The sequence below is a fragment of the Microbacterium sp. B19(2022) genome (assembly GCF_012030385.1).
Classification (GTDB): domain Bacteria; phylum Actinomycetota; class Actinomycetes; order Actinomycetales; family Microbacteriaceae; genus Microbacterium; species Microbacterium oxydans_B.
Genome location: NZ_JAAUVO010000005.1, coordinates 122,709 through 144,864, shown reverse-complemented (window position 1 = coordinate 144,864; position 22,156 = coordinate 122,709). Strand labels below are relative to the sequence as shown.

Here is a 22,156-nt window from a genome sequence, read left to right as displayed (position 1 = left end):
ACTTAGTGGGCCTCTCGCTCGCCGGGCGCCGTGGTCGCGAACTCGGCGGCCTCCGGGTGATTCAGGTCGAACGCAGGACGCTCGCTGCGGATGCGCGGGATCGACGTGAAGTTGTGCCGCGGCGGCGGGCACGACGTCGCCCACTCGAGCGAAGCACCGTAGCCCCACGGGTCGTTGACCGTGACCTTCGGAGCCTTGCGGGCCGTGATCCAGACGTTCAGGAAGAACGGCAGCATCGAGGCGCCGAGGATGATCGCTCCGATCGTGGAGACCTGGTTCTGCCAGGTCCAGCCGTCGGCCGCGGAATAGTCCGCATAGCGCCGCACCATTCCGTCGACACCCAGCCAGTGCTGGATGAGGAACGTCATGTGGAAGCCGATGAAGAGCATCCAGAAGTGGACGTAGCCGAGACGCTCGTTGAGCATGCGGCCGGTCCACTTCGGCCACCAGAAGTAGAAGCCGGCGAACATGGCGAACACGACGGTGCCGAACACCACGTAGTGGAAGTGAGCGACGACGAAGTAGGAGTCGGAGAGGGCGAAGTCCAGCGGCGGGGCCGCGAGGATGACACCGGTCAGACCACCGAAGACGAATGACACGAGGAATCCGAGCGCGAACACCATCGGAGTCTCGAAGGTCACCGATCCTCGCCAGAGCGTGCCGATCCAGTTGAAGATCTTCACACCCGTCGGCACCGCGATGAGCATCGTCATGAGGGCGAAGAACGGCAGCAGCACCGACCCGGTCACGTACATGTGGTGCGCCCACACGGCGACGGAGAGAGCGGCGATCGCGATCGTCGCGTAGACCAGCGTCTTGTATCCGAAGATCGGCTTACGGCTGAAGACCGGGAAGATCTCCGACACGATGCCGAAGAACGGCAGAGCGATGATGTAGACCTCGGGGTGGCCGAAGAACCAGAACAGGTGCTGCCACAGCAGGACGCCGCCGTTGGCGGGGTCGTAGATGTGAGCGCCGAGGATGCGGTCCGCTGCAGCAGCGAAGATCGCTGCGGCGAGCACGGGGAACGCCATCAGGATGAGCAGGCTCGTGATGAGCGTGTTCCACGAGAAGATCGGCATGCGCCACATCGTCATGCCCGGAGCGCGCATCGTGATGATCGTGGTGATGAAGTTGACGGCACCGAGGATGGTTCCGAAACCGGAGATGCCCAGTCCGACCATCCAGAGGTTTCCACCCGCGCCCGGCGAGAACGACGCACCGGCCAATGGCTGATAGGCGAACCATCCGAAGGACGCCGCGCCCTGCGGGGTGAGGAAGCCGGCGACCGCGATGGTCGAGCCGAAGAGGAAGAGCCAGAAGGCGAACGCGTTCAGACGCGGGAAGGCCACGTCGGGGGCGCCGATCTGCAACGGCAGGATCGCGTTGGCGAAGCCCGCGAAGAGCGGCGTCGCGAACATCAGCAGCATGATCGTGCCGTGCATCGTGAACAGCTGGTTGTACTGCTCCTTCGTCGGGACGATCTGCATGCCCGGCGCGAACAGCTCGGCGCGGATGACGAGTGCCATCACACCACCGAGGAGGAAGAACAGTACGGACGCGATCAGGTACATGTACCCAATGGTCTTGTGGTCGGTGGAGGTGATCCACTTGACGACGATGTTGCCCTTCTGCTCCACGCGCGAGGAGCTCATGAGAGCGGCCTGGCGAGCGGGCAGAGTGGTCGGACGCGACTGGGGAGTCTCGTCGGTACGGGGAGCTTCTGTGGTCGACATGACTTACTCCCCTCCTTCCTCGGTGTCGGTCTTCGGGGTCGTCCCCGGGAAGTTCGAGAGACGGTCGTACGCGTCGGTGATGTCGCCCGTGTTGCCCTTCTCCTCGAGCGACTCGAGGTACGCGTCGTAGTCGTCCTGAGAGACGACCTTCACGTTGAAGAGCATCATCGAGTGATACTCACCGCAGAGCTCGGCGCACTTGCCGGCGTACTCGCCCTCACGGGTGGGGATGAACGACCAGGAGTTGTCCTTCCCGATGAACATGTCCTTCTTGTAGAGGAAGTCGATGATCCAGAAAGAGTGGATGACGTCGCGCGACTGCAGGTCGATCGTGACCTTCTTGTCGACCGGCAGAACCAGGGTCGGCAGTTGCGACTGATCGATGTTGCCTTCGGCGTCGGGCTGGGCCTGGATGCCCATCGTCCACACGGCATCGGAGTTGTCGTCTTCTTCGCCGTCGTACTGGAAGTCCCACGCCCACTGCTTGGCGATCGCGGTGATCTCGACGTCGGGCTCGTCCCACTTGGCCTCGATCTCGGTCTGATCACGAGCGGTGAAGAAGAACATTCCCAGCACGAGGATGAGCGGCACGATCGTGTAGAAGATCTCGATCGGCATGTTGTAGCGCATCTGCACCGGGAGGCCGGTCTGCCCCTTGCGGCGACGGTAGGCGATCGCGGCCCAGGCCATCAGGCCCCAGGTGATGATGCCGACCGCGAGCAGCACGATCCAGGAGTTCACCCAGAGCGAGGAGACGCGCTCGGTCTGATTGGTGGCTGCGGGGCCACCCTCCACGAAGCCCGGAAGAAAGCCGTTCAGCTCGGTGGGAGAACATCCCGCCAGAGCAACGGCTGCCACGACTCCCACAGGGAGTGCGGCCCAACGAAGGCTGCGTTTCGAGGGCACGATGCACCTTTCAGATCGCGAACAGAGCACACCCAAGTCTAGGGCAACCTCACACCTGATTCATGCCAACCACGCAGGTTCCGAAAGCGGAACGGCCGCCGTCACCAGTGGTGACGGCGGCCGATTCGGCAGACGGATGATCAGTGGAAGCTGTCACCGCAGGCGCAGCTGCCCGCAGCATTGGGGTTGTCGATCGTGAACCCCTGCTCGGAGATCGTGTCCTTGAAGTCGATCGCCGCACCGTCGAGGTACGGGACGCTCATGTTGTCGATGATCACCTCGACGCCGTCGAAGTCGACGGTCTCGTCGCCCTCGAGGTAGCGCTCGTCGAAGTACAGCTGGTAGATCAGGCCCGAGCATCCGCCGGGCTGCACGGCGACGCGCAGACGGAGATCGTCGCGGCCTTCCTGCTCGAGGAGGTTCTTCACCTTGACGGCGGCAGCGTCGGTCAGGGTGACGCCGTGTGCGCGGGTGGTCTCTGGGGAGAGTGTGGTGTCGCTCATGTCGCTCCTTGTGACGGGCCGCAGGTGCACGGCTTCTCGGACGATTCTACCGCTGCAGATCCTGAGAGGCTCAGAGTTCTGCAGCATTCATGCGGGCGAGCAGCAATGCCTCGGTGGCGACCGCATGGCGGAAGGTGTCGAGGTGCAGCGACTCGTTCGGGCTGTGCGCGCGCGAGTGCGGGTCCTCGACACCGGTGACGAGGATCTGTGCGGACGGGAATTCCCGCACCAGGTCGGCGATGAACGGGATCGACCCGCCGACTCCCAGATCCACCGGCGGGACGCCGTAGCCGTCCCGCATGGCGTCACGCGTGAGCTGCACCGCCCATCCGCTGGTGTCTACGAGGAAACCATCCCCCAGGTCCACATCCGAGAAGGTGAGTTCAGCGCCGAACGGGGCGTGCGCCCGCAGATGGCTCTCGAGCGCGTCGTAGGCGTCCTGTCCTGTCTGCCCCGGTGCGACACGAGCGCTGATCACGACCGTGACCTCGGGAAGCAGGGTGTTGGATGCCGCCGCCACGCTCGTCGCGTCGATGCCGATCACCGTCACTGCGGGCTTGTTCCAGATCCGGCTGAGGATCGTGCCGTCACCGATCGGAGTGGTGCCGGGCAGGAGCCCTGCCTCGTCACGGAGTGTCGCCTCGGTGTAATCAGGAGTGGGAGCATCGCGCTCCGTCATCCCCGCCACCGCCACCGAGCCGTCGGAGTTCCACAGCGTCGAGAGCAGCTTCACGGTCGACATCATCGCGTCGGGCACCGCTCCCCCGAACATCCCCGAGTGGGACGCGTGATCGAGGGTGCGCACGCGCAGCGTGAAGCGGGCGTTCCCGCGAAGCGAGACGGTGAGGCCCGGGGTGACCGAATCCCAGTTGCCGGAGTCGGCGACGACGATGGCGTCCGCGCGGAGCGCCTCCTTGTTGTCGGAGAGGAACTGAGCGAAGGAACGAGACCCGTACTCCTCCTCCCCCTCGATGAACATCGCGATACCGAGGTCGAGGTCGTCGCCCAGCACCTCGTGTACGGCTCGGATCGACGCGATGTGCGCCATGATCCCCGCCTTGTCGTCTGCGGCGCCGCGTCCGTACAGACGCCCGTCGCGCACCGTGGGCTCGAACGGCGGGGTCTCCCAGAGAGCGTCATCGCCGGGAGGCTGCACGTCGTGGTGCGCGTAGAGGAGGATCGTGGGCTTGCCGTTGCGCGCCTTCCGAGTGGCGAGGATCGCCGGCTGTCCCTGCTCATCGGTGCCCGGAATCGCCGCACGGAGCACACGCACCTCGTCGAAAACGCCGGTGCCCGAGGCCAGCGCCGCCACGGCTTCCGCGCTGCGCTCCAGCTGGGTCTGATCGAACGCCGGCCACGCCATCCCGGGGATGCGCACGAGGTGGCCGAGGTCCGACAATGCCGAGGGGATACCGGTCGCCACAGCCTCGAGGACGGCGGCATCGGGCTCACGGGGAGGAACAGGAGAGGTCATGCGAGTAATCTTAAGGTGATCCCCCGCAGCGAACCGAGGAACTCCGTGGCCACTACCCCTGTCTCCCCTTCGACGAACGACGACGCCCCCGAGACGCCCGCCGTCGGAAAGGGGCGCGCGACGCCGACCCGTGCGGAGCAGGAGGCTGCCCGCCGCCGCCCCCTGGTCGCCAACACCAAAGAGGCCAAAGCCGCCGCCAAGGCTGAGCTCAACGAGCGCCGAGCCAAGGCGCAGGCCGGTATGGCCGCCGGCGAGGAGAAGTACCTCCCCGTCCGCGATAAGGGGCCTCAGCGCCGTTGGGTGCGTGACTACGTCGACGCGGGCTGGCACCCGGCGGAGTTCGTGATGGGCGTCATGGTGCTGGTCATCCTCGCCTCGCTGCTGCCCACGAACATGATGATCTCGTTCTACGCCTACATGGTCATGATGGGCTACCTGGTGATCGCGATCGGCGGCATGGTTCTGCTGGGCATGCGCGTCAAGCGCAAAGCGGCGGCGAAGTTCGGCAAGGAGCGTCTCGAGCGCGGTCTCGGCTGGTACGCCGCGATGCGAGCCCTGCAGATGCGATTCATGCGTCTGCCGAAGCCGCAGGTCAAGCGCGGACAGTACCCCGACTGACCAGTCCCCTGTTGATCTCGCGGCCCCAGAACGGACCGCGGTACAGGAATGCCGTGTAACCCTGCACGAGAGTGGCGCCGGCTTCCAGACGCTCCTGCACGTCCGCAGCCGTCTCGACTCCACCGACCGCGATCACGCAGAAATCATCGGGAACTGCGGCTCGCACGACGCGCAGCACCTCGAGCGAGCGCTGCTTCAACGGCGCACCCGACAGTCCGCCTGCGCCGGCAGCCTCGACCTTCGTCGCATCCGCGAGCAGGCCGTCTCGGCTGATGGTCGTGTTGTTCGCGATGATTCCGGAGAGTCCTTCGGCCACTGCCAGCTGCGCGATCGCCGCGATCTCCTCGTCCGGAAGGTCCGGGGCGATCTTCACGAGCAGCGGAGTGGCACCGGAGGCCTGCTTGACCGCGCGCAGGAGCGGGGCGAGGGTCTCCACCGCCTGCAGCCCGCGCAGCCCCGGCGTGTTCGGAGACGACACGTTGACGGCGAGGTAGTCGGCGAGCGGGGCGAGGCGAGTCGCGGAGGCCACGTAGTCGGCCGTCGCGTTCTCCACGTCCACCACCCGGCTCTTGCCGATGTTGACGCCGATCACCGTGTCGGGCGCTCCGCGGCGCAGGCGGGCCAGACGACGCGCCGCAGCATCCGCGCCGGCGTTGTTGAAGCCCATCCGGTTGATCACGGCACGGTCGGCGATGAGACGGAACAGACGCGGCTTCGGGTTGCCGTCCTGCGGGATCGCCGTTATCGTGCCGACCTCCACGTGCCCGAAGCCGAGAGCAGCCAGACCCCGCACCCCGACAGCGTTCTTGTCGAATCCGGCCGCGATGCCGAAGGGCGAGGGGAAGGTGAGACCGAGCGCCGCGACACGCAGGGATGGGTCCGGGCGTGTCATCGCACGTGTCGCCCAAGAGAACGGAGGCACGCCGAGAACTCGGATCACCGCCATTCCGGCATGGTGGGCGAACTCGGGGTCGAAGCGCGAGAGGACAGCGCGGAAGAGCAGCGGATACATCCCTGCCAGATTACCGGTCCGCGGACTCCTGCTTCGTGTGGTCGGCTCGCAGATCGGTGATCGCTTCCTCGAAGTCCTCGAGCGAGTCGAACGCCTGGTAGACACTGGCGAACCGGAGGAACGCGACCTCGTCGAGCTCACGCAGCGGGCCGAGGATGGCGAGACCGATCTCGTTCGCGTCGAGCTGCGAGACACCGGTCTGGCGAACGGCCTCCTCCACCCGCTGCGCGAGGATGGCCAGGTCAGCCTCCGTCACCGGCCGTCCCTGGCACGCCTTGCGCACGCCGGAGATGACCTTCTCGCGACTGAACGGCTCCATGACGCCGGACCGTTTGATGACGTTGAGGCTCGCCGTCTCGGTGGTCGTGAACCGGCCACCGCATTCCGGGCACTGACGGCGGCGTCTGATCGACAGCCCGTCGTCGCTGGTGCGCGAGTCGATGACACGAGAGTCGGGATGACGACAGAAGGGGCAGTGCATCTGACCGATCCTACGCCGTGAAACGCGCCTCGATCGCCTCGCCGTGTGCCGGGAGCACCTCGGTTTCGGCGAGGGCCACGACGCCGGCGCGAACGGCTGACAGCGCCGCGCGATCGTAGGAGATGACCTGCTGCGGGCGCAGGAAGGTGTAGGACCCGAGACCGGGCGCATACCGCGCCTGACCACCGGTCGGGAGCACGTGGTTGCTCCCCGCCATGTAGTCACCGAGGCTGACGGGCGTCTGGTCGCCGACGAAGACGGCACCGGCGCTGGTGAACGCAGCGGCCGCATCCTCAGCGTCGGCGAGGTGCAGCTCGAGGTGCTCCGGGGCGTAGGCGTTGCTGAAGGCCGTCGCCATGGCACGGTCGTCGACGAGGACGATCGCGGACTGCGGACCGGACAGAGCCGCGGCGACACGCGTGCTGTGGCGTGTGACCGCCGCCATCCGCTCGACCTCGGCGGCGACCTGATCGGCGAGTTCGACCGCATCCGTCACCAGGACCGCGGAGGCCTGCTCATCGTGCTCCGCTTGGCTGACCAGATCCGCGGCGATGAGTCGCGGGTCGGCATCCGCATCGGCCACGACGAGGATCTCGGTCGCACCGGCCTCGGAATCCGTCCCGACGACGCCGGCGACGGCGCGCTTTGCAGACGCGACGTAGTTGTTTCCCGGACCGGACACCACGTCGACGGGGTCGAGCCCGAGCGACGGGACACCATGCGCGAAGGCGCCGATCGCGCCGGCTCCCCCCATGGCGTAGACCTCGGTGACGCCCAGCAGGGCGGCGGCCGCCAGGATCGTCGGGTGGATCCGACCGCCCTGATCGACCTGCGGCGGCGACGCCAGAGCGATCTGCTCGACGCCCGCCACCTGCGCGGGGACCACGTTCATGATCACGCTCGACGGATAGACGGCCTTACCGCCCGGGATGTACACGCCCACGCGGTGCACCGGCTGCCACCGCTGCAGAATGCGCGCACCGGGGCCGATCTCGGTTGTCCGCGGTGCCGGCACCTGGGCTTCGGACCCACGGCGCACACGCACGATCGCCTCTTCGAGCGCGGCCCGGACGGCGGGTTCGATGGATGCGAGGGCGTCGGCGATGTGCTCGGCGGGAACACGCACCTCGTGGCCCGCCACCCGATCGAACTGCTCCGCCTGCTCACGGAGAGCGGCTTCGCCGCGAACGCGCACGTCCTCGACGATGCGGGCGGCGGTGTCGAGCGCCTCCGCTCGAGCCTGTGTGGCGCGCGGCACGGCCGCGAGCATGTCAGCGGGCGAGAGCTCGCGCCCCCGCAGATCGATCGTGCGCATTTCAGCCCTTCGAGATGTCGGAGATGTCGTGGAGGTAGCCGATCCGTCCGTCGTCATGTCGGACGACGTACGCACCTCCACGGTCCTCGATCACAAGAGCCCAGGCGCTCGGCCCGATGCGGAACAGCGGCTCTCCTCGCTCGTCATGCACATCCCGTTCGGAGGCGGCGAGAATCCAGAACGGCTGCGCGGCCGGAGCCGTCTCACGAGGATTCGTCGCATCCAGATCAGCGTCGGCGTCGGCGAAGCCCTCGACGATGCGGGGTTCCGCTTCAGCCGAGACATCACCGGTCTCGTAGGTCGCCGCCGTCTCGAGCAGCGACTCGATGCTCCCGGTGTCTGAGACGATCTCGGGCTCCTGCCCGCGGGATCGACGGGAGTAGGCGGGAACATACTCCTCGTCGGAGGTGTCCTGGTCAGTCCCGACACCGCCACCGGAGGCGTGCGCCGTGAGAGGCACCTGCTCCGCGAGGTCGAGTCGCGCGATCTCGTCGGTCGCCTGGCGCCCGCTCATCTCGACGTCGAGGCCGGTCACCGGCGGCAGCGCTGATGCATCGACGGTGACCTCTGCCTGAGTACCGCTGGGCGCGGCGGTCGACTCGGCAACGGGGTCGGGCTCGGGCTCGGGCCGCGGGCGTGCGATCACCGGTCGCACTGGATTCGCATTGCGATGAGCGAGCGTGACGAGGCGGCCGTGGAAGTCCTCTTTCAGCCCCGGAATGATCGGGGCGAAGACCGTGAACGTGACCAGCGCCAGAGAGGTGATGACCATTCCCACGCCATTCCACGGGAGTCCCCAGTAGCCGGTGGCGATCAGCCCCGAGATCGAGAGCCACAGATTCCCGACCCAGACGACCGCCGCGACGGAGAACGCAACCGAGGCGAACTGGTCGATGCCCAGCGAGCCCACCCGGCGGATGCCATCGGGCGAGAAGCGGCGCAGCACCAGCAGGAAGACCGCCACGGTCGGAAGTGCGATGGGGAGGATCCACTGGATGCCGATCCCCCAGAGCGAGAGGCCGCCGGTCAGCGGGAAGAAGGACAGCACGAAGGAGACCGCCCACACTCCGACGATCAGCAGTTCGCGCAGCGTGAATCCGAGAATGCCGAATTCCGGAGTCACCTCGTCGTCGTAGAGCACACCGTCGTCGTCGCTGAAGATCGAGTCCTCGGGGTCCGATTCGGGAAGGTCGGGTTCGGAGGTGTCCGTACTCATGGTGGTCCTTTCGTCACAGTGCTCGACGGGGTGTTCGTCGTGCTGCCGACGGCTCACGATCCTACCCGCTCACCCCAGACAGGTGGGTCCGAGCAGCGACTTGAGGTCACCGAAGAGGTCTGCGGAGACCTTGACCGGCATCGGCACTTCGAAGACCTTCGCGGTGCCGCCGCGGTGCACGCGGAGCAGCACCTCGGTGTCGCCGTTGTGCCGGCGAAGAACCTCGGCGAGTTCCGTCATCACTCGCTCCGTCGCGCGCTGCTCGGCGAGGACGAGCGCCAACGGACCCGCGGCATCGAATGAGCCGATGTCGGGCGCGAACGCCGATTGGGCGTGCAGGTTGAGCCCGTCGTCACGTCGGGAGACTCGCCCGCGGACAGCGAGGATCGCATCTTGCTGCAGCGTGTGCTGGAACTCGGTGTAGGTCTTCCCCATGAACATCACGGTCACCTCGCCGTTGAAGTCCTCGACGGTGATCATGCCGTACGGGTTTCCACTGGCCTTGGCGACGCGGTGCTGAACACTGGTCACGAGTCCGGCGACCGTCACCTGATCGCCGTCCTGAAGATCCTCGGAGTTGTTGAGGTCGTGGATCGAGATCGAGGCGTGCTTGGCCAGCGGAACCTCGAGGCCCGCGAGCGGGTGATCGGAGACGTAGAGCCCGAGCATCTCCCGCTCGAAGGCGAGCTTGTCCTTCTTGATCCACTCCGGGCGAGCGGGCACCTTGGCAGGGGCTGCCTCTTCCATCCCGTCGTAGAGGCTGTCGAAATCGAACCCGATCGCGCCCTGGGCCTCATTGCGCTTACGGTCGACGGCCGCTTCGACCGCGTCTTCGTGCACCTCCATGAGAGCCCGTCGCGAGTCTCCCATCGAATCGAAAGCCCCCGCTTTGATCAGCGATTCGACGGTGCGCTTGTTCGAGACGTGCAGCGGCACCTTGTCGAGGAAGTGGTGGAACGAGGTGAACCGCTCGTCTTTTCGTGCGCGCACGATGCCGTCGACGACGTTGCTGCCGACGTTGCGGACAGCGCCGAGACCGAAGCGGATGTCGTCGTCGACGGCCGCGAAGTAGTTGATCGAGTCGGACACGTCGGGAGGGAGCACCTTGATGCCCATGCGGCGACACTCGTTGAGGTACAGCGCCATCTTGTCTTTGGAGTCGCCGACGCTGGTCAGCAGCGCGGCCATGTACTCGGCGGGATAGTGCGCCTTGAGGTAGGCGGTCCAGTACGACACGAGGCCATACGCGGCGGAGTGGGCTTTGTTGAACGCGTAGTCGGAGAACGGAAGCAGGATGTCCCAGAGGGCTTTGATCGCCGCCTCGCCGAATCCGCGCTGCTTCATGCCGCCCGCGAAGCCCTCGTACTGCTTGTCGAGCTCGGACTTCTTCTTCTTTCCCATCGCTCGGCGCAGGATGTCTGCTTGTCCGAGGCTGAACCCGGCCACCGCTTGAGCGATCGCCATGACCTGCTCCTGATAGATGATGAGACCGTAGGACTCCTGCAGGATCTCTGCGAGAGGCTCCTCGAGCTGAGGGTGGATCGGCGTGATCTCCTGCAGACCGTTCTTGCGCAGCGCGTAGTTCGTGTGGGAGTTCGCACCCATGGGGCCCGGGCGGTAGAGGGCGATGAGGGCCGAGATGTCACCGAAGTTGTCAGGCTTCATGAGGCGCATCAGAGACCGCAGCGGCGGGCTGTCGAGCTGGAAGACGCCCAGGGTGTCGCCGCGCGCGAGCAGTTCGTACACGCCGGGATCATCGAGGCCGAGGTGCTCGAGGTCGAGTTCCTCGCCACGGTTCGTCCGGATGTTATCGAGCGCGTCGGAGATGATCGTGAGGTTTCGGAGCCCCAGGAAATCCATCTTGATCAGGCCGAGCGACTCGCACGACGGGTAGTCGAACTGGGTGACGATCTGACCGTCCTGCTCCCGCTTCATGATCGGGATGATGTCGAGCAGGGGGTCGGACGACATGATCACGCCGGCGGCGTGCACGCCCCACTGGCGCTTCAGGCCCTCGAGACCGAGCGCACGGTCGAAGACCGTCTTCGCCTCGGGGTCGGTCTCGATCAGCACGCGGAACTCGCTCGCCTCTTTGTACCGCGGGTGCGCCGAGTCGAACATGCCGTCGAGGGGCATGTCCTTGCCCATGACGGGCGGCGGCATCGCTTTGGTGAGCCGCTCCCCCATGCTGAACGGGAACCCGAGCACGCGACCCGCGTCCTTCAGCGCCTGCTTGGACTTGATGGTGCCGTAGGTGACGATCTGGGCTACGCGCTCCGAGCCGTACTTCTCCGTGACGTAGTCGATGACCTCGCCACGGCGCCGGTCATCGAAGTCGACGTCGAAGTCAGGCATCGAGACACGGTCGGGGTTCAGGAACCGCTCGAAGATCAGGCCGTGCTCGAGGGGGTCGAGGTCGGTGATCTTCATCGCGTACGCGACCATGGAGCCGGCACCGGAGCCACGGCCGGGACCGACGCGGATGCCGTTGTCCTTGGCCCAGTTGATGAAGTCGGCGACGACCAGGAAGTAGCCGGGGAAACCCATCTGCAGGATGATGCCGGTCTCGTACTCGGCCTGCTTGCGCACCTTGTCGGGGATGCCACCCGGGTACCGGTAGTGCAGGCCCGTCTCGACCTCTTTAATGAGCCAGCTGTCTTCGGTCTCGCCGTCCGGCACCGGGAACCGCGGCATGTAGTTCGCCGAGGTGTCGAACTCGACCTCGCAGCGCTCGGCGATCAACAGGGTGTTGTCGCAGGCCTCGGGGTGATCGCGGAACAGCTGCCGCATCTCAGCGGCGGTCTTGATGTAGTAGCCGTCGCCGTCGAACTTGAAGCGGTTCGGGTCGTCCATAGTGGAGCCCGACTGCACGCACAGCAGGGCCTCGTGCGCATCGGCCTCGTGCTGGTGCGTGTAGTGCGAGTCGTTGGTCGCGACCAGCGGGATGTTCAGGTCTTTCGCGAGGCGGAGCAGATCGGTCATCACCCGTCGCTCGATGGAGAGACCGTGGTCCATGATCTCGGCGAAGTAGTTCTCCTTGCCGAAGATGTCCTGGAACTCTGCGGCCGCCGCCCGCGCCGCGTCGTACTGCCCCAGCCGGAGCCGCGTCTGCACCTCGCCCGACGGGCACCCCGTCGTCGCGATGATCCCCTTGCCGTAGGTCTGGAGCAGCTCGCGGTCCATGCGGGGCTTGAAGTAGTAGCCCTCCAAGCTCGACCGGGAACTGATCCGGAAGAGGTTGTGCATGCCCGCAGTGCTCTGGCTCCACATCGTCATGTGGGTGTAGGCGCCCGAGCCGGAGACGTCGTCACTCTTCTGATCGGGCGACCCCCACTGCACGCGCGTCTTGTCGCTGCGGTGGGTGCCCGGGGTCATGTACGCCTCGAGCCCGATGATGGGTTTGATGCCCGCATTCCGCGCCGCGTTGTAGAACTCGAACGCCGCGAAAGTGTTGCCGTGATCGGTCACCGCGATGGCCGGCATGCCGTAATCGGCGGCCGCCTGGGTCATCGCATTGATCTTCGCCGCACCGTCCAGCATGGAGTACTCGCTGTGCACATGCAGGTGGACGAAGGAGTCGGATGCCATGCCTTCGAGTCTACGGCGGAGCCCCGACACCGGAGGTCGGTGTCGGGGCTCTGTGCCTGCGATCGGCGACCGCTACGGACCCGAATTCACGAGGGAAACGGTGTACGTCGTCCGGATGTCGGGCACGTCTGCGGGCACCATGTCCCCCGACGCACCGGACTGACGGTCGTAACGCACAGTATGGACAGTCACCCATCCCGTCGTTTCGTCGACGAGTATCGTCTCGGTCCGCGGGGAGTACTGTTCTCGGCGAAGCTCGAAACTGACGGTCCCGTCGTCTGACGATGTCGTCACAGCGAGGCCACTCAGAGTCAATGCGCCCATGTACGCCTCGCGGACATCGGCCGGTGCGAAGTTCGACAGCAACGTGGACGTCATGTTCTCGAGGAGTGCATCGTCCGTCTCGTCCTGGCTGGACGTCCAGGCGCCGACAACCGTCCGTAGATGATCGAGAAGTGCTTGCGGTTCCCGCGGAAGGTCCGCGTAGTACTCCGTCGAACCCATGGGGGGGAAAGCGTCGCCCGCCAGCCCACCCGTGCTCCATGTCTCCCCGACATTGCCGTCCACCGGCATGAGGGTGTTCCACCTCTGCTCCTCATCGGGCCCTTGCACCCCCGGGAAGAGCTTCACCCTCTCGGCCGTGGGGCCGTGCGCCTGATACCAATCGCCCGAGCGATCCGCGGGGACGTACTGCTCGTCGCGATCGCGCGCCAGCAGAGCCGAGACGGGTGGGGACGAGGACTGGGTCGTCCAGGCCCAGGGGAACACCTCCCCTGACGAGGCTGTGTAGTGCAGACGTTCAGTGACGCTGACGATGTGGAGGTACTGCCCCGCCTGCGGGGTCGTACCGGGGAAAGGCTCGGTCGTCCCGGTTCCCGAGGTCGCGGAGGGCTGCGGACTCGGCGACGCCTGCGGCTGCGGCGTCGCTGTCGGTGTCGGAATCGCCTCGACGCGAGGCGGCGGCGCTGTCTCCTGCGTGAAGACCACCACGGCTGTGGCCACCGTGGCTGTGGTCGCCACGGCGCCGGCGATCAACAGGGTTCGATGCGCGAGACGTCGGCGATTCCGCTCCCGGCTCTCGTCGATCCCACTCAGAAGGCGTGCACGAGCCGCGGCCACACGGTCGTCCGTGAGGCTCGCGCTCGTGTTCACCTCACGCACGCGTTCGAAAACGTCCATCGACCTCTCCTTCCTTCTCGCTCACAACTCGTTCTCGGCGGCTCCCTCTGGTCGGATCGAGTCGAGTCCGTATTCGATTCATTCGCGAGCGGACGGTGCCCACAGGTACGCCGAGGGCGACGGCGACCTCCTCATACGTCAGGTCTCCCCAGGCGTAGAGCAGCAGCGTGTCCCGTTCCTTCGCTGACAGCGCGGCGATGCGGGGCGCCAGCTCTCGGGTGGAGATCTCGGCATCGAGGCGAGCGATCGTCCCCTCGAGGTCGCCGAGCGACACGTGTTCCTCGCGGTGTGCGGACTCCACACTCGATCGGTGGTGCTTCGCCTCCCGAACTCGGTGCTTCTTGATCAACCGCGAGGCGATGCCGAACAACCACGGCAGCGCGGAGTCCCACGCCGCGTCGAAAGACTTCCGTCGCGCGAAAGCGACCAGGAATGTCTCGCTCAGGATGTCCTCACCGGCATCGGGACCGAGGCGGCGAGCGGCATACCGACCCACCGATCCCGCGTGCCGATCGAACAGTTCAGCGAAGGCTCGGGGTTGCCCGAGCGACCGCTGAATGATCTCGCTATCTGTGCTCACACTATGTATTGCCCCTGAGTCGGCAAACGGTTCGAAATTATCTTGGGCGTCCCGCCGAGTCTATGGCGGAGCCCCGACACCGGAGGTCGGCGCCGGGGCTCAGCCTCGGCCGCTAGCCCTGGGGCGCGGAGTCCACGACGGAGGTGTGCACCGTGGTGGTGGAGTCGACCGTGTCGCCTGCAGGTCCTCCGCTTCCGTAGTTCTCCGAGATCGAGTCGACGAGGCCCCGCTCGGTATCGATCGCGATCTTCGTCGTCCGGTGGCCGGGAACGACGTATTGCAGCGTCGCCGTCGAACCGTCCTCCGCCACCACCTCGAATCCGGGGATCAGCGCGATCGCGAGGAAGAACGCCGAGCGCAGGTCGGCCGGCATCAGGTTGATCGCCGACGGGTCGCTGAGACTCGCCACGAGCCAGCGGTCCCCCTCCTCCCCCGTCATCCCCGACTGCGCGCGGAGCCAATCGAGCAGCTTCTGAGGATCCCTCGGCATTTCGTCGTAGTACGGACGGTATCCGTCCGCCAGGTACGGCATCGGCGGTTCGTCGCCTCCCACGGCGAGATACTCGCCCGCCGGGAGTGTCTCGATCGTGCCGCGTTCACGAATCGCGGAGCCGGGCGAGGATGACCACTCCCGTGCCGCCTCCGCGCCACGGGATCCGAAGGAGTCCACGACCTCGGAGGAGCCCCAGTCGTAGAACCAGTCACCAGCCCGGTCGGCCGGGACGTAGAGCACGCGCGTGTCGCGCTCCAGCACGGCGGCGTCGCCGCCGTCTCGCGAGGCGTTGAACGCGAACGTGTTCTCGTCATCGTCATCGGCCCATTCGGCCTTCCAGAAATGGAGGTACTCACCGACGGTCTCGATCCGCAGGTATTGCCCGGGGACGAGTGTGGTGTCCTGCGCATCGAGCGTCACCGCTGACGCGCGCTCCAGCACCTCGGCTGCGGCCGCATCGGGTGCGTTCGGTGGCGCGATGACAGAACCGGCCACGATCGCGGTCACGGCCGCTCCGGCCACGAGACCCCCGAGACCGATCCCGGTCCACGTGCGTCGTTTCGACGACCGCGCTCGCTCCGGACGCGCACTCCGCGCCATCTCTCGCGTCAGCGCCCGTCGCGCCGCGAGAACGGTGTCTTCATCCACACGGGACTCGTCGATCCCGATCTCACGAACTTGTTCCATAAGCTGCATCGCTCTCCTCCTTCGCCATCCATGTCAGTCGGGCTGCTCCGTGCGAGCCGGGCGGTGCGAGCTTGCGACGAACGCGATTCAGTCGGGACCGCACGGTTCCGACGGGCACGCCCAGCGCAGCGGCGATCTGCTCATACGTGAGATCGCCCCACGCGTGCAGCAGCAAGGTGTCGCGATCCTTCGCCGCGAGAGCCGCGATCCGCGGGGCCAGCGCTCGCAGAGCGGCATCGGCGTCGATCCGGGACTCAGATGCGACCTGCGGAGTCTCTGCCGCGACCTCCCCTGCGGACGCCGAGGCCTCGAAGGCCCGCCACTGCCGCGCTTCCGCAGCCCGATGGCTCTTCACCACCCTGGTCGCGATGCCGAGCAGCCACGGCCGCGCCGACTCCGTCCCGAGCTCGAAGGACGCGCGTCGCCGGAAGGCGACGAGGAACGTCTCGCTCAGAACGTCGTCGACGGCGTCCGCCCCGACCCGTCGTCGGATGTAGCCGCCGACGGGTCGGACGTGCCGCTCGAAGATCTCGGAGAAGACTCCGGGTTCTTCGAGCGACCGCTGGATGATCTCGCTGTCCGTGCTCACACTGAGTATTGGGACGATTCACGAAAACGGTTCACGCTTTCTTCGACGCCTTTCGTGAGGCGCCCAGATCGAGCCTCATCACCACCCGAGGGAAGCCGTCGAGGACGGAGCCCGTATCGGCTGCCTTCACGAAGCCTGCGCTCTCGAAGAGCGCTCGCGTACCGACGTACGCCATCGTCAGGTTGACCTTCTCCCCGCCGTTGTCAACGGGATACCCCTCGATCGCCGGCGCGCCGCGCTCCCTCGCGTAGGCCACGGCACCGTCGATCAGCGCGTGGGAGATGCCCTGCTTGCGGTGTCCCGGCCGCACCCGGAAGCACCACAGCGACCAGACGTCCGAATCGTCGATGTGCGGAATGAGACGGTTGCGTGCGAAGCTCGTGTCACGCCGTGGATGCAGCGCCGCCCAGCCCACCGGCTCATCGTCGAGGTAGGCGATGACCCCAGGTGGCGGATCCTGATGGCACAGGTCGCGCACGCGATCAGCGCGCTGCGACCCACGCAGCGCGACGTTCTCCTTGCTGCCGATGCGATAGCTCAGGCAGAAACAGACGTTGGATGTCGGCTTCTTCGGGCCGACGAGCGCGGCGACATCATCGAACTCCGTTGCTGGTCGAACCTCGATGTCCATGCGATCAGTGTGGCGCACGACGCAGACATCGCCTCGACGAAGCGCGGGCTATTCGCCGCGGAGCACGTCCAGCGCGTGCCGGAAGTCCTCCGGATACGGGGAATCGAACTGCACCCAATCCCCCGTCGCCGGGTGCGCGAACGCCAGCTGATGCGCATGAAGCCACTGCCGCGTGAGTCCGAGACGGGCCGACATCGTCGGGTCTGCTCCGTACAGCGGATCACCGACGCACGGATGCCGGTGGGCGGCCATGTGCACACGGATCTGGTGAGTGCGTCCCGTCTCGAGATGGATCTCCAGGAGCGAAGCACCGGGGAACGCCTCGAGCGTCTCGTAGTGGGTGACCGAGGGCTTGCCGTCGGGAACGACGGCGAACTTCCAGGAGTGGTTCGGATGGCGCCCGATCGGCGCGTCGATCGTCCCGGCGAGCGGATCGGGGTGCCCTTGCACGACGGCGTGATAGATCTTCTCGACCGTACGATCCTTGAACGCCTGCTTCAGCACCGTGTAGGCGTGTTCGGATTTCGCGACGACCATCAGACCGCTGGTGCCGACATCGAGCCGATGCACGACTCCCTGGCGCTCGGGAGCGCCGCTGGTGGCGACGCGGAATCCTGCGGCCGCGAGAGCACCGACGACCGTCGGGCCTTCCCAACCGACCGAGGGATGCGCCGCGACGCCGGTGGGCTTGTCGACCACGACGATGTCGTCGTCGTCGTACACGATGCCGAGTTCGGGCACCGCGATCGGAATGATCCTCGGCGCTTCCTTCGGCTGCCATTCCACATCGAGCCAACCGCCGCCGCGAAGGCGGTCGGACTTGTCGAGCGTCACGCCGTCCAAGCGCACACCGCCTGCTGCGGCGACGTCGGCGGCGAAGGTACGCGAGAAGCCCATGAGCTTCGCCAGCGCCGCGTCGACGCGAGTGCCGTCCAGACCGTCGGGCACCGGCAGAGACCGGGACTCCACGGTCAGCGTCCTTCGGATGCGGGAGCCGCATCCTCCGATGACGCATCGTCGTCGCTCGAGCGGCCTGTGCCTGCGGCATCCGCCGCTGCGTCATCCGCGTCCACGAATTCTGCATCCGTCTCGGTCTCGGCCATGGCGGCCACAGCGGCCGCTTCGGCTTCTTCCTCGGTCTCGATGACGGCGTGGTCGCGCTCGCGCGTCCCGTCGAAGCGGAGCCCGAAAACGACGAGAAGGGCGACCGAGATCATGCCGGTCACGATGAAGATGTCTGCCACGTTGAAGATCGCGGGCATCATCCACGGCATCGAGATCATGTCTACGACGTGCCCAACGGGGAAACCGGGCTCGCGGAGCAGACGGTCCGTGAGGTTGCCCAGCACACCGCCGAGCAGGCAGCCGAGAACGACGGCCCACAGCCGGGACTTGATCCCGAATGCCTTCCAGATGATGATCGACGCCACCACCGCGAGGGCGATCGTGAAGATCCACGTCACCTCGGACCCGAGCGAGAAAGCCGCGCCGGGGTTACGGACGTAGTACAGCTGAAGGAACTCACCGAGAACCGGAACCGGCTCATGCAGGGGCAGGTTCTCGATCGTGAGGTACTTCACAAACTGATCGGCGGCCAGCACGAGCGCTGCGAGAATCGCAACGATCGCACCGGCCGCCGACCGACGAAGGGGCGGGCGTCCTGACAAGGGGCGCCTTACAGACCGATCGCGGAGACGGGCGTGGAGTCCGTGGACGCCGACTTCTCGTCGAGCTCGCGGAGCTGGCCCTCGATGTAGCCGCGCAGCTGCGAGCGGTAGTCGCGCTCGAAGTTGCGGAGTTCGGTGATGCGGGCTTCGAGCGTGTTGCGCTCGCGCTCCAGGCGTGCCGACTCTTCGCGCTGCTTCGCCTCGGCCTCGGTGCGGATGCGCGCCACCTCGGTCTCGGCCTCGGCGATGAGCGCATTGCGCTTTGCCTCACCCTCAGCCACGTGCTCGTCGTGCAGACGCTGCGCGAGCTCGATGATGCCGGCGGTCGCGGTCGCGGATCCGGTCGGTGCGGGCTCTGCAGGAACCTCGGCGACGGGCGCGGGAGCTTCGGTCGCGGCAGGTGCGGCGGCCTCGGGGGCGGCACCGGACTCGTAGGCGGCCAGCTTGGCCTTCAGCTCGACGTTCTCCTCGAGAGCCTTGCGCCACTCGATGACGATCTCGTCGAGGAAGTCGTCCACCTCGTCCGGGTCGAAGCCGTCCTTGAATCGGACGTGCTGGAACTGCTTGGTGACGACGTCATCCGGGGTAAGTGCCATGAGTGGCTCCTCTTTCGATGAGTTCGAATGCCAGTATCGATGTATGGCGTGGTCGTGATGTGGCGCGAACCCGGGGCGCGCACCTGGGTGCCAGCATAGTCCCCGCGCCTCAGCGCCGCGATGTCGCGACACTCAGAGTGCACGAACTCGGGGCGTGCCCGACGCGAGGAGCGGGCGGAGTTCAGCGGATGAAAAGCCGCACGATGTTCATGAGGATCAGCACCACCAGCAGCGTGAGAGTGAACCCGAAGTCGAGCGACAGCGATCCGATCCGCAGGGGCGGGATAAGCCTCCGGAAGAACCGGATGGGTGGATCGGTGACCGTGTAGACGGCCTCAGCGGCGACCAGACCGAAACCCTTCGGACGCCATTCCCGATTGAACATCGGGATGTAGTCCAGGATGAGGCGCGCGAAGAGCACGAAGATGTACAGCAGCAGCACCAGGTGAACGATGCTCGCTGCGACGGAGACCAGCTCCACGGGCTACGACTGGTCGAAGCCCGCAGACTCAGCGTCTGCGTGTGCGATGCCCCCGTGGCCCGAAACCGCGATGTTCTCCGGCGAGAGCAGGAACACCTTCGAAGTGACGCGCTCGATACGGCCGTACAGACCGAGGGAGAGCCCGCTCGCGAAGTCGATGAGGCGACGCGCGTCGGCATCGCTCATCTGGGAAAGGTTGATGATGACGGGGACGCCCTCACGGAAGCTCTCGGCGATCAGCTGCGCGTCGCGGTACTGCTTCGGGTGGACGGTGAGGATCTCGTTCACGGCTCCTGCAGACGGCTGGCGGACGGCGACGGGGCGACGCAACGGCGTGACGGGGGCCGGTGCCGGCTCCTCGCGGTCACGGTCGCGTTCGCGGTGGGGGCGGGCAGGAGCCTGCGCCTCTTCCTCATAGACCTCTTCCTCGTCGGCGAGGCCGAGATACACCATGGTCTTCTTCAGCGGGTTACCCATCGTGTCCTCCGGTTCGAACGTTTGGGGCTGGTCTTTTCACAGGTTAACCCCGGTCGGGCCGGGGTCCGGTGATTGCGGAGCCGATCCGCAGGTGTGTCGCGCCGGCGGCGATCGCCTCGACGAAGTCTCCGGTCATCCCGGCCGAGATCCAGGTTGCGTCCGGGGCCGCGGCTCGGACGGCATCGGAGACGTCGCGCAGACGAGCGAATGCGCCAGCAGGCTCCTCATCGAGAGGAGCGACCGCCATCACGCCGCGCAGGCGCAGGGAAGGCAGGGCGAGCACATGCTCGGCGAGACCGACCGCATCGGCGGGGGCCACGCCTCCTCTACCCGGATCATCCGTCAGGTTGACCTGCACGAGCACGTCGAGCGCATCGTCGCCGTCGGCGGCTCTGTGCAGGGCATCGGCGAACCGGTCTCGGTCGACCGAGTGCACCACGTCGGCGCTGCGACGGATAGCCGCCGCCTTGTTCGTCTGCCCCTGGCCGATGAAGTGCCAGGCCAGGTCGAGGGCGGCGAGCTCAGCCTGCTTGGCCGACAACTCCTGCTGCCGGTTCTCACCGACGTCCCGCACACCGAGCGCGCACAGCTCCTCGACCAGCGACGCCGGGTGGAACTTCGTCACCACGATCCTGGTGAGCTCTTCGGGATCTCTGCCTGCGGCACGCGCGGCGGCGGCGATCCGTTCGTCGATCGCCGCCAGCCGCGCGGCCAGGCCCGATGGCTCCTGGCCGTCGACCGCCGAGGTCACTTCAGGAATTCGGGGATGTCGATGTCGTCGTCGGCGAACGCCGGCTCGATGCTCGTGGCGGGCACGCGCTGGTGCACGGGCTCCGCCTGTGCAGGCTCGCTCTTCGTCTCGGACTCGTCCGGGAGGGCCACCTCGGGAAGCGTCGCGGCCGACGGACGCGAGACCACCATCGGGTCGAGACGCAGCGACGGTTCCCCGCTGTCGAAGCCGGCGGCGATCACCGTCACCCGCACCTCGTCGCCCAGAGTGTCATCGATGACCGTACCGAAGATGATGTTCGCCTCGGGGTGCGCGGCCTCCTTGACGAGGTCGGCGGCATCGTGGATCTCGAAGATTCCGAGATTCGATCCACCCTGGATCGAGAGCAGCACACCGTGGGCACCCTCGATGGAGGCTTCGAGCAGCGGCGACTCCACGGCGAGCTCCGCGGCCTTGATGGCCCGGTCCGCCCCGCGCGCCGAACCGATGCCCATGAGCGCGGAGCCGGCGCCCTGCATGACGGACTTGACGTCCGCGAAGTCGAGGTTGATCAGACCCGGGGTCGTGATGAGGTCGGTGATGCCCTGGACACCGGCGAGCAGAACCTGGTCGGCGGTGGCGAACGCCTCGATCATCGAGATGCCGCGGTCGCTGATCTCGAGGAGACGGTCGTTGGGGACGACGATGAGGGTGTCGACCTCTTCCTTGAGCTTGACCACACCCGCCTCCGCCTGGCTCTGACGACGGCGACCCTCGAAGGAGAACGGCTTGGTGACGACACCGATGGTGAGGGCGCCGATGGACTTCGCGATGCGAGCCACGACCGGTGCGCCTCCGGTTCCGGTTCCGCCACCTTCGCCGGCGGTCACGAAGACCATGTCGGCGCCGGTCAGGGCCTGCTCGATCTCCTCGGCGTGGTCCTCGGCGGCACGTCGACCCACCTCGGGGTCCGCGCCGGCGCCGAGGCCGCGGGTGAGCTCACGGCCCACATCGAGCTTGACGTCGGCGTCGCTCATGAGCAGCGCCTGAGCGTCGGTGTTGACGGCGATGAACTCGACTCCGCGGAGACCGAGATCGATCATGCGATTGACGGCGTTGACGCCGCCACCGCCGACGCCGACGACCTTGATCACGGCGAGGTAGTTCTGGTTCTGGCTCATGGCCGGCCTCCGATTATTCGAGCCTGGAAAAGGGTGA

General features: G+C 66.5%; 22 protein-coding genes. 1 reads left to right on the top strand and 21 read right to left on the bottom strand.

Features of this window, described 5'->3' with window-relative positions; translation table 11 throughout:
- Positions 1-2 precede the first annotated feature (2 nt).
- From ctaD to HCX50_RS06120, 4 genes are all read right to left on the bottom strand, one after another.
- Positions 3-1,736 carry an aa3-type cytochrome oxidase subunit I gene (ctaD, locus tag HCX50_RS06135; RefSeq protein WP_029261585.1) on the bottom strand — a complete coding sequence of 578 codons (1,734 nt, stop codon included), beginning with the start codon at positions 1,734-1,736 and terminating at the stop codon, positions 3-5.
- A gap of 3 nt (positions 1,737-1,739) precedes the next feature.
- Entirely contained in the window at positions 1,740-2,642 is a 903-nt protein-coding gene (gene ctaC / locus HCX50_RS06130) for an aa3-type cytochrome oxidase subunit II (protein WP_167633346.1), read from the bottom strand.
- Positions 2,643-2,782: 140 nt separating this feature from the next.
- On the bottom strand, positions 2,783-3,145 hold the full coding sequence (gene erpA / locus HCX50_RS06125) for an iron-sulfur cluster insertion protein ErpA (protein WP_029261583.1): 363 nt from the start codon (positions 3,143-3,145) through the stop codon (positions 2,783-2,785).
- 70 nt (positions 3,146-3,215) lie between these two features.
- The gene (locus tag HCX50_RS06120; protein WP_167633345.1) at positions 3,216-4,619 is read right to left on the bottom strand and encodes a dipeptidase; all 1,404 of its coding nucleotides are present in this window, start codon (positions 4,617-4,619) and stop codon (positions 3,216-3,218) included.
- A 45-nt stretch (positions 4,620-4,664) separates the two neighbouring features.
- On the opposite strand from HCX50_RS06120, the gene HCX50_RS06115 reads away from it, so the two are divergent.
- On the top strand, positions 4,665-5,237 hold the full coding sequence (locus HCX50_RS06115) for a DUF3043 domain-containing protein (RefSeq protein ID WP_091037685.1): 573 nt from the start codon (positions 4,665-4,667) through the stop codon (positions 5,235-5,237).
- Here HCX50_RS06115 and HCX50_RS06110 read toward each other — a convergent pair.
- From HCX50_RS06110 to ftsZ, 17 genes are all read right to left on the bottom strand, one after another.
- Complete coding sequence (locus HCX50_RS06110) at positions 5,212-6,249, bottom strand: quinone-dependent dihydroorotate dehydrogenase (protein ID WP_167633344.1); 1,038 nt, start codon at positions 6,247-6,249, stop codon at positions 5,212-5,214. The two genes, HCX50_RS06115 and HCX50_RS06110, sit on opposite strands and share 26 nt — an antisense overlap.
- Positions 6,250-6,259: 10 nt before the next feature.
- Entirely contained in the window at positions 6,260-6,730 is a 471-nt protein-coding gene (gene nrdR, locus HCX50_RS06105; RefSeq protein WP_091037253.1) for a transcriptional regulator NrdR, read from the bottom strand.
- Between the two features lie 10 nt (positions 6,731-6,740).
- Positions 6,741-8,045, bottom strand: a complete 1,305-nt coding sequence (gene hisD / locus HCX50_RS06100) for a histidinol dehydrogenase (RefSeq protein ID WP_167633343.1) — start codon at positions 8,043-8,045, stop codon at positions 6,741-6,743.
- 1 nt (position 8,046) lies between these two features.
- Positions 8,047-9,261 (bottom strand): hypothetical protein, encoded by a 1,215-nt coding sequence (locus tag HCX50_RS06095; protein WP_167633342.1) that lies wholly within the window; start codon positions 9,259-9,261, stop codon positions 8,047-8,049.
- A 69-nt stretch (positions 9,262-9,330) separates the two neighbouring features.
- Positions 9,331-12,849, bottom strand: a complete 3,519-nt coding sequence (dnaE, locus tag HCX50_RS06090; protein ID WP_167633341.1) for a DNA polymerase III subunit alpha — start codon at positions 12,847-12,849, stop codon at positions 9,331-9,333.
- Positions 12,850-12,921: 72 nt separating this feature from the next.
- Complete coding sequence (locus HCX50_RS06085) at positions 12,922-14,028, bottom strand: hypothetical protein (RefSeq protein WP_167633340.1); 1,107 nt, start codon at positions 14,026-14,028, stop codon at positions 12,922-12,924.
- Positions 14,003-14,608, bottom strand: coding sequence for a sigma-70 family RNA polymerase sigma factor (locus HCX50_RS06080; RefSeq protein WP_167633339.1), 606 nt, complete (start codon positions 14,606-14,608; stop codon positions 14,003-14,005). Before HCX50_RS06080 ends, HCX50_RS06085 begins: the two co-directional genes overlap by 26 nt.
- Before the next feature lie 112 nt (positions 14,609-14,720).
- Entirely contained in the window at positions 14,721-15,797 is a 1,077-nt protein-coding gene (locus HCX50_RS06075; protein WP_167633338.1) for a hypothetical protein, read from the bottom strand.
- Positions 15,772-16,377 carry an RNA polymerase sigma factor gene (locus HCX50_RS06070; protein WP_091037287.1) on the bottom strand — a complete coding sequence of 202 codons (606 nt, stop codon included), beginning with the start codon at positions 16,375-16,377 and terminating at the stop codon, positions 15,772-15,774. Before HCX50_RS06070 ends, HCX50_RS06075 begins: the two co-directional genes overlap by 26 nt.
- 31 nt (positions 16,378-16,408) lie before the next feature.
- Positions 16,409-17,008, bottom strand: a complete 600-nt coding sequence (locus HCX50_RS06065; protein WP_167633337.1) for a GNAT family N-acetyltransferase — start codon at positions 17,006-17,008, stop codon at positions 16,409-16,411.
- Positions 17,009-17,056: 48 nt separating this feature from the next.
- Entirely contained in the window at positions 17,057-17,977 is a 921-nt protein-coding gene (locus tag HCX50_RS06060) for an RluA family pseudouridine synthase (protein ID WP_167633336.1), read from the bottom strand.
- A 2-nt stretch (positions 17,978-17,979) separates the two neighbouring features.
- Positions 17,980-18,675, bottom strand: a complete 696-nt coding sequence (lspA, locus tag HCX50_RS06055; protein WP_091037294.1) for a signal peptidase II — start codon at positions 18,673-18,675, stop codon at positions 17,980-17,982.
- A gap of 8 nt (positions 18,676-18,683) precedes the next feature.
- The gene (locus HCX50_RS06050) at positions 18,684-19,271 is read right to left on the bottom strand and encodes a DivIVA domain-containing protein (protein ID WP_167633335.1); all 588 of its coding nucleotides are present in this window, start codon (positions 19,269-19,271) and stop codon (positions 18,684-18,686) included.
- A 181-nt stretch (positions 19,272-19,452) separates the two neighbouring features.
- Positions 19,453-19,752 carry a YggT family protein gene (locus HCX50_RS06045; protein ID WP_029261567.1) on the bottom strand — a complete coding sequence of 100 codons (300 nt, stop codon included), beginning with the start codon at positions 19,750-19,752 and terminating at the stop codon, positions 19,453-19,455.
- Between the two features lie 3 nt (positions 19,753-19,755).
- Entirely contained in the window at positions 19,756-20,229 is a 474-nt protein-coding gene (locus HCX50_RS06040) for a cell division protein SepF (protein ID WP_167633334.1), read from the bottom strand.
- Between the two features lie 43 nt (positions 20,230-20,272).
- On the bottom strand, positions 20,273-20,980 hold the full coding sequence (locus HCX50_RS06035) for a YggS family pyridoxal phosphate-dependent enzyme (RefSeq protein ID WP_167633333.1): 708 nt from the start codon (positions 20,978-20,980) through the stop codon (positions 20,273-20,275).
- Positions 20,977-22,119, bottom strand: a complete 1,143-nt coding sequence (gene ftsZ / locus HCX50_RS06030) for a cell division protein FtsZ (RefSeq protein ID WP_091037300.1) — start codon at positions 22,117-22,119, stop codon at positions 20,977-20,979. The genes HCX50_RS06035 and ftsZ overlap by 4 nt, the downstream gene beginning before the upstream one ends.
- Between the last annotated feature and the right edge of the window lie 37 nt (positions 22,120-22,156).